The sequence below is a fragment of the Streptomyces sp. MB09-02B genome, from assembly GCF_033794485.1.
Lineage (GTDB): Bacteria > Actinomycetota > Actinomycetes > Streptomycetales > Streptomycetaceae > Streptomyces.
In genome coordinates this window covers 1-7,114 of the sequence record NZ_JARGEE010000433.1, presented here as the reverse complement: position 1 = coordinate 7,114, position 7,114 = coordinate 1, and the positions used below count along the sequence as shown (strand labels likewise).

Sequence of the window (7,114 nt, the reverse complement as noted above, 5' to 3'; positions counted from 1 at the left end):
CCCCTGCGTTGTCGTACGGCGCTGTCGGTGAGCGTACGTCCGGGCGCGGGGTGGTGGGGCCGGGCCGGGGGGAGGTCCCGCTGCTCGGCGGTGACGAGGCGCCGCCTGCGCCCACCCGTGCCGCCCCAGCGGCACGACTGCCCGCAGAAAGGGTGTGGGTAAGACAACGCCCGCGCAGCTCCCCAGCTGCGCGGGCGTTTATTTGCCGTCCGCCGCACCCCCGTCCCCACGGGGTTTCATGGATGGATGTCCCCGCCCGGACCGCTCTTCCGGGCCTGGGGTCGCCGCTCAGCGCCCCAGCATCACACCCACGGACGACGCCTGTGTGACCACTGCTTCCCAGCCGCCGAAGGCGTACACGAGCAGGGCCGCCAGCGGGAGGACCATCGCGGTCGCGACCAAGGGGTGGCGACGACCCGTGCGGCGGTCGGCGGTGAACACTCTGCGCTCCCGTGTGCGGATCGCGGTCCGCGGTGCCGTGTGGGCCATGGTCCCTCCTCTGACTTCTCGTAGGTCTTGCTCTGTCGTTGGCAGCGGCGGGTGTCTGACCTCGGGGGACGAGTGCTGCACCCGCCGCTTGACCTCAAATCTAGGCGCGCGGCCCCTCCGGGTCGTCATGCCCTCGTACCGATTGCCGGGCCTCCCGGAGGATGAGCGGTGACCTGCGATGTACTCCCCAGGGTGGAGACGGGGTCCTAGGTCTCGGGGTCTTCCCGGAAGGGACGTCCGGTGTGCCCCCTGTTGTCACTCGGTCGTCACGCCGATCGCTCCGAGCCGTCCTCGCGTGGCACCGGCTGTTCGACGAGGGCCAGGACCCTGTTGGCCATGAACCTGGCCGTACGTACGACCGAGCCGTTGCGGGTGACTTCGCTCACTTCCACTACGCCTCGGCGTACCGCCGTCTCCACCCGGCGGCCCGCCCGGCTCGCGATCACCTCGTAGGTGCGCGTCGTGTCCCCGGCGTCGACGACTATCTCCACACGGTCACCCTTCACGGGTTCAATCCCCCTTCTGTGGTGGGTGGTTGGAATCGCAGGCAACCCAACACCGTCCCGAACTGCTGTTCCCTGACCACCTTTCAAGTTTCCCACCAGGCACTGACAATCGATCGGGTCGTGAGGGCGCGGCCTCTGCGCACGCCCGGCCGTGGAAACGTAAGCTGTGGCTCGTCAGACGGAACGGGCAGCGGGGATGAACATGGCGATGATGCGCCTGAGGCGCGAGGACCCGCGCGTCGTCGGCTCGTTCAGGATCCACAGACGGCTCGGCGCGGGCGGAATGGGCGTCGTCTACCTGGGCTCCGACCGGCGTGGACAGCGCGTCGCGCTCAAGGTGATCAGGCCGGATCTCGCGGAGGACCAGGAGTTCCGGTCGCGGTTCGCGCGCGAGGTGTCGGCGGCGCGGCGGATCAGGGGCGGGTGCACCGCCCGGCTGGTCGCCGCCGATCTGGAGGCGGACCGTCCGTGGTTCGCGACGCAGTACGTGCCGGGGCCTTCGCTGCACGACAAGGTCGCCGAGGAGGGGCCCATGTCGGCCGCCGACGTGGCCGCCGTCGGTGCCGCCCTCTCCGAGGGGCTCGTGGCCGTGCACGAGGCCGGGGTCGTACACCGGGATCTCAAGCCGTCCAACATCCTGCTGTCCCCGAAGGGGCCGCGGATCATCGACTTCGGCATCGCCTGGGCGACCGGGGCGTCCACCCTCACCCATGTCGGCACGGCCGTGGGGTCGCCCGGGTTCCTCGCGCCCGAGCAGGTGCGCGGGGCCGCGGTCACACCGGCCACGGACGTCTTCTCCCTCGGAGCCACGCTCGCCTACGCGGCGACCGCCGACTCGCCCTTCGGGCACGGCAGTTCGGAGGTCATGCTCTACCGGGTGGTGCACGAGGAGGCGCAGTTGCGCGGGGTGCCCGACGCGCTCGCCCCGCTCGTCCGCGCCTGTCTGGCGAAGGACCCGGACGAGCGGCCCAGCACCCTGCAACTGTCCCTGCGGCTCAAGGAGATCGCCGCACGTGAGGCGCAGGGGCTGGCCGATGTCCGGCCCCCCGCGCCGCGTGGTGATCCGGACCGGCCCTCGGGGCGGCTCGCGGAGCAGTACGTCGAGCAGCGCACGTTGCGGCAGCCGCCGGAGACACGTCGGGCGCAGCCGGGTGCGGCGGGTACGCCGTTGCCCCGTACCGGGGGTGGCTCCCGGACCGGTGGGGCCTCCGGTTCGCGGACCGGAGGCGGTTCGCGGACCGGAGGCGGTTCCCGGCCGGGGGCGCGGCCCGTGCCCGCCCGCAACACCTCGGGGTCGGGGAAGCGGCCCGCTCCGCGCAGTGGGGCGGGGCGGTCGGGGCCCAGGACCAACGGGGCGGGGCGGCGGCCCGCCAATCCGCGCTTGCTGCGGCAGCGGCTTTTCGTGTTCGTCGTGGTGACCTTGCTGGCCGCGCTCGGGATCGCCACGGCGCAGGGGTGTCAGGGGCCGTCGCGAGGGCTCGGCGGGGACGGCCTCCGGCCGGAGCGGGCGGTTGTGGAGTTGCGCGGCGACTGACGGTCAGTCAGTCGGCGACTGGGCCACGAGCGACACCGACAGAGCTCGGGACCACTTCTCAGTTGTTCACCGCAGGTTGTGGATGGCTTGTCGCGCAGTTCCCCGCGCCCCTCACGGGGCGCGCGGTTTCCGGGGCGTGCAGGCTTATGGTGCGGGGCGGCCCGTCGCCACCGCGTAGAAGGCCACGGCCGCCGCCGCGCCCACGTTGAGGGAGTCGACTCCGTGGGCCATGGGGATGCGGACCCATTCGTCGGCGGACATCAGGGCTTTGGTTGACAGGCCGTCGCCCTCGGCGCCGAGCATGAGGGCCACGCGGTCCATACGGTGCGGGGCGGCCTCGTCCAGGGACTTCGCCTTCTCGTCCGGGGTGAGGGCGAGCAGGGTGAAGCCCGCGTCGCGGACCGCGTCGAGGCCCTTGGGCCAGATGTCGAGACGGGCGTACGGGACGGAGAAGACCGCGCCCATGGAGACCTTGACGCTACGGCGGTAGAGCGGGTCGGCGCAGTCGGGGGAGAGCAGGACCGCGTCCATGCCGAGGGCGGCGGCCGAGCGGAAGATCGCGCCGATGTTGGTGTGGTCGTTGACCGACTCCATGATCACGACCCGGCGGGCGGCCCCCACCAGCAGCTCGTCCGCCGTGGGCAGGGGCTTGCGCTGCATGGAGGCGAGGGCGCCCCGGTGCACGTGGTAACCGGTGACCTGTTCGGCGAGCTCGGGGCTGACCGCGTAGACGGGGGCCGGGAGTTCGTCGATGACGTCGCGCATCACGTCGACCCACTTCGCGGAGAGCAGCATCGAGCGCATCTCGTAGCCGGCTTCCTTGGCCCGTCTGATGACTTTCTCGCCCTCCGCGATGAACAGGCCTTCGGCGGGTTCGCGCCTGCGGCGCAGCTCCACGTCGGTCAGGCCGGTGTAGTCGCGCAGGCGCGGGTCGTCGGGGTCCTCAACGGTGATGAGATCGGCCACAGGGTGATACTGCCTTGTCCTGGGTGTGGTGCCAACGGCTTGGGACGGGTCGGGTTACCGGTGGTTACGGTTCCGCTCCGCGAGGGTCCGGGTCGTTGCCGGGGTCACTCCTCGGTCGCGGGCCCCACCTTCACGACCTCGCCGATGACGATGACCGCCGGTGGCTTGACCTCCCTGCTCCGCACGGTCTCGGCCACGGTGGCGAGGGTCGCGTCGACCCGGCGCTGGGCTGCCGTGGTGCCCTCCTGGATCAGGGCGACCGGGGTGCCCGGGGACTTGCCGTTCGCCACCAGGGTCTCGGCGATCCGGCCGATCTTGTCGACGCCCATGAGGATCACGAGGGTGCCGGTGAGGCGGGCGAGGGCGGGCCAGTCCACCAGGGAGCGCTCGTCGTCGGGGGCCACATGGCCGCTGACCACGGTGAACTCGTGGGCGACGCCCCGGTGGGTGACCGGGATGCCGGCCGCGCTCGGGACGGAGATCGAGCTGGAGATGCCGGGGACGACCGTGCACGGGATGCCGGCCTCGGCGAGGGCCTGGAGTTCCTCCATGCCGCGACCGAAGACGTACGGGTCACCGCCCTTGAGGCGGACGACCGACTTGCCCTGCTTCGCGTGTTCGATCAGCGCGTTGTTGATGGCCTCCTGCGCCATGAAGCGGCCGTACGGGATCTTCGCCGCGTCGATCACCTCGACGTGCGGAGGGAGTTCGGCGAGGAGGTCGCGGGGGCCGAGGCGGTCGGCGATGACGACATCGGCCTCGGCGAGGAGGCGGCGCCCGCGCACGGTGATCAGGTCCGGGTCGCCGGGGCCGCCGCCGACGAGGGAGACACCGGGGGTGCGGGTGCGGTGGTGGGGGGCGACGAGGGTGCCGTCGCGCAGGCCCTCGACGACCGCGTCGCGGATGGCGGCGGTGTGGCGGGGGTCGCGGCCCTCGGCGCGGGCGGTCAGGACGGCGACCGTGACGCCCTCGCTGTGACCGGTCGCCGGGGTCCAGGCGGTGGCCTCCTCGGCGCTGTCGGAGCGCACGCACCAGATGCGGTGGCGCTCCGCCTCGGCGGACGCGCGGGCGTTCGCCTCGGGGTCGCCGGTGGCGATCAGGACGTACCAGGCCTCGGCGAGGTCGCCCTCCGCGTAGCGGCGCTTCTCCCAGGTCAGCTCGCCCGCGTCCACCATCGCCTCCACGGACGGGGTCGCCGACGGGGAGACGAGGACGATGTCGGCGCCGGCCGCGATGAGGGCGGGGAGGCGGCGTTGGGCGACCTGGCCGCCGCCGATGACGACCACTCGGCGGCCGGCGAGGCGGAGGCCTACGGGGTAGGCGGGGTGTTCGGCCATGAGGGTGCGGCTCCTCGGGCTGGCGGCGTGCGAGGCGGGCCACTGCGGCTTTGGAGTAGGCCCTGACGTGCGGATTCTAAGGGGCGGGCGGGGGGTGCGGCTCAGCAGGTTCACCGGCTGGGCCGTCGGCACGGGGTGCGGGCCGGTGGGCGCGGACGCCCACCGGTCGGTGACGCGCCCGGCGCCCGCTCCCCTACTTCTCGGTGACCCCCGCAGAGTCGAACGTCGCCACCTCGTGCATGGCTCTCGCCGCGCTCTGGACGACCGGGAGGGCGAGGAGGGCGCCGGTGCCCTCGCCGAGGCGGAGGTCGAGGTCGACCAAGGGGCGGAGGCCCAGCTTCTGGAGGGCGGCCACATGGCCGGGTTCGGCGCTGCGGTGGCCGGCGATGCAGGCGGCGAGGACCTCGGGGGCGATGGCGCGGGCCACCAGGGCGGCGGCGCCGGCGCTGACGCCGTCGAGGATCACCGGCGTACGGAGGGAGGCGCCGCCGAGGAGGAGGCCGACGATGGCCGCGTGTTCGAAGCCGCCGATGGCCGCCAGGACGCCGATGGGGTCGGCGGGGTCCGGCTGGTGGAGTTCGATGGCCCGGCGGACGACCTCGGTCTTGCGGGCGAGGGTCTCGTCGTTGATGCCGGTGCCCCGGCCGGTGACCTCGGAGGGGTCCGCGCCGGTGAAGACGGCGATCAGGGCGGCGGAGGCCGTGGTGTTGGCGATGCCCATCTCACCCGTGAGCAGCGCCTTGTTGCCGGCCGCGACCAGGTCGCGGGCCGTCTCGATGCCCACCTCGATGGCCTGCTTGGCCTCCTCGCGGGTCATCGCGGGGCCAGTGGTCATGTCGGACGTACCGGCGCGGACCTTGCGCGGCAGCAGCCCGGGGGTGGCCGGGAGGTCGCTCGCCACACCCACGTCGACGACGCAGACCTCGGCGCCCACCTGGGCGGCGAAGGCGTTGCAGACCGCTCCCCCACCGAGGAAGTTGGCGACCATCTGGGCCGTCACCTCCTGGGGCCAGGGGGTGACGCCCTGGGCGTGGACGCCGTGGTCGCCCGCGAAGATCGCGACGGCCGCGGGCTCCGGGATGGGCGGCGGGCACTGGCGGGACAGGCCGGACAGCTGGGCGGAGATGATCTCCAGCATGCCGAGGGCGCCCGCCGGCTTGGTCATGCGCTTCTGGCGCTCCCACGCCTCGCCGAGCGCCTTGGCGTCCAGCGGGCGGATACCGGCGACGGTCTCGGCGAGGAGGTCGTGCGGCTCGGCGCCGGGCAGGGCGCGGCGGCCGTACGTCTCCTCGTGGACGACCCAGGACAGCGGGCGGCGCTTGGCCCAGCCCGCCTGCATCAGCTCGGGCTCCTCCGGGAACTCGTCGACGTACCCGACGCACAGGTAGGCCACGACCTCCAGGTGTTCGGGCAGGCCGAGGGCGCGGACCATCTCGCGCTCGTCGAAGAAGCTGACCCAGCCGACGCCGAGGCCTTCGGCGCGGGCCGCGAGCCACAGGTTCTCGACCGCGAGGGCGGAGGAGTACGGCGCCATCTGCGGCTGGGTGTGACGGCCCAGGGTGTGGCGGCCGCCGCGGGTCGGGTCGGCGGTGACGACGATGTTGACCGGGGTGTCGAGGATCGCCTCGATCTTCAGTTCCTTGAACTGCTTCGCCCGGCCCTTGGGCAGCGACTTCGCGTACGCCTCGCGCTGACGCTGGGCGAGTTCGTGCATGGTGCGGCGGGTCTCGGCCGACCGGATGACCACGAAGTCCCAGGGCTGCGAGTGGCCGACGGAGGGTGCCGTGTGGGCTGCCTCCAGGACACGGAGCAGCACGTCGTGCGGGATGGGGTCGGCGCGGAAGCCGTTGCGGATGTCGCGGCGCTCCCGCATGACCTTCAGGACGGCCTCGCGCTCGGCGTCGTCGTAGGGGGGCGCGGCCGGGCCCGTGGGCTGCCGCACTTCGTCCCTCACGTCTTCGGGTGCTTCGTCCACCGGGGCCGTGCTCTCTTCGGCTGCTGCTGATTCCACTGCTTCTGTCTCCGGCGCCGTCGACTCGCCGTCCTCCTGGTCGGCGGCCCTGGTGTCGAGGTCCTCGGCGTTCTGGACGACGTCCGGGTGGGCGTCGGCCGCCGCCGCGAGCGGCTTCGGTACGACGATCGTCTCGGCCTCGGAGTCGCGGGGGGCGGGGACCTTGGCCACGGGCTCGCCCGCCGTGCCGGGTGCTCCCTCGGTCGCGTCCGTCTGCCCCTCGGCCGCCGGGAACTCGGCGGGGGTGGGGTTCGGCACGGCGTCCTCGGGG

6 protein-coding genes are annotated in these 7,114 nt (G+C 73.0%); 1 reads left to right on the top strand and 5 read right to left on the bottom strand.

Annotated elements, in window-relative coordinates:
• Window positions 1–288 precede the first annotated feature (288 nt).
• Together P1P70_RS37045 and P1P70_RS37040 are read right to left on the bottom strand one after the other, a co-directional pair.
• Window positions 289–489: a hypothetical protein gene (locus tag P1P70_RS37045; protein ID WP_319245596.1), complete on the bottom strand. Its 201-nt coding sequence runs from the start codon at window positions 487–489 to the stop codon at window positions 289–291.
• Window positions 490–755: 266 nt separating this feature from the next.
• Window positions 756–995, bottom strand: a complete 240-nt coding sequence (locus tag P1P70_RS37040) for a hypothetical protein (RefSeq protein WP_220649961.1) — start codon at window positions 993–995, stop codon at window positions 756–758.
• Window positions 996–1,191: 196 nt separating this feature from the next.
• Between P1P70_RS37040 and P1P70_RS37035 the strand changes: the two genes are divergently transcribed.
• Window positions 1,192–2,529, top strand: coding sequence for a serine/threonine-protein kinase (locus P1P70_RS37035; RefSeq protein ID WP_319245598.1), 1,338 nt, complete (start codon window positions 1,192–1,194; stop codon window positions 2,527–2,529).
• A 144-nt stretch (window positions 2,530–2,673) separates the two neighbouring features.
• Here the strand turns inward: P1P70_RS37035 and P1P70_RS37030 are convergent, their stop codons facing one another.
• From P1P70_RS37030 to cobT, 3 genes are all read right to left on the bottom strand, one after another.
• Window positions 2,674–3,495, bottom strand: a complete 822-nt coding sequence (locus P1P70_RS37030; RefSeq protein ID WP_319245594.1) for an RNA methyltransferase — start codon at window positions 3,493–3,495, stop codon at window positions 2,674–2,676.
• Between the two features lie 104 nt (window positions 3,496–3,599).
• The gene (gene cobA / locus P1P70_RS37025; RefSeq protein WP_319245592.1) at window positions 3,600–4,832 is read right to left on the bottom strand and encodes a uroporphyrinogen-III C-methyltransferase; all 1,233 of its coding nucleotides are present in this window, start codon (window positions 4,830–4,832) and stop codon (window positions 3,600–3,602) included.
• Window positions 4,833–5,025: 193 nt separating this feature from the next.
• On the bottom strand, window positions 5,026–7,114 hold a 2,089-nt coding region (cobT, locus tag P1P70_RS37020; protein ID WP_319245591.1), incomplete at its 5' end, for a nicotinate-nucleotide--dimethylbenzimidazole phosphoribosyltransferase.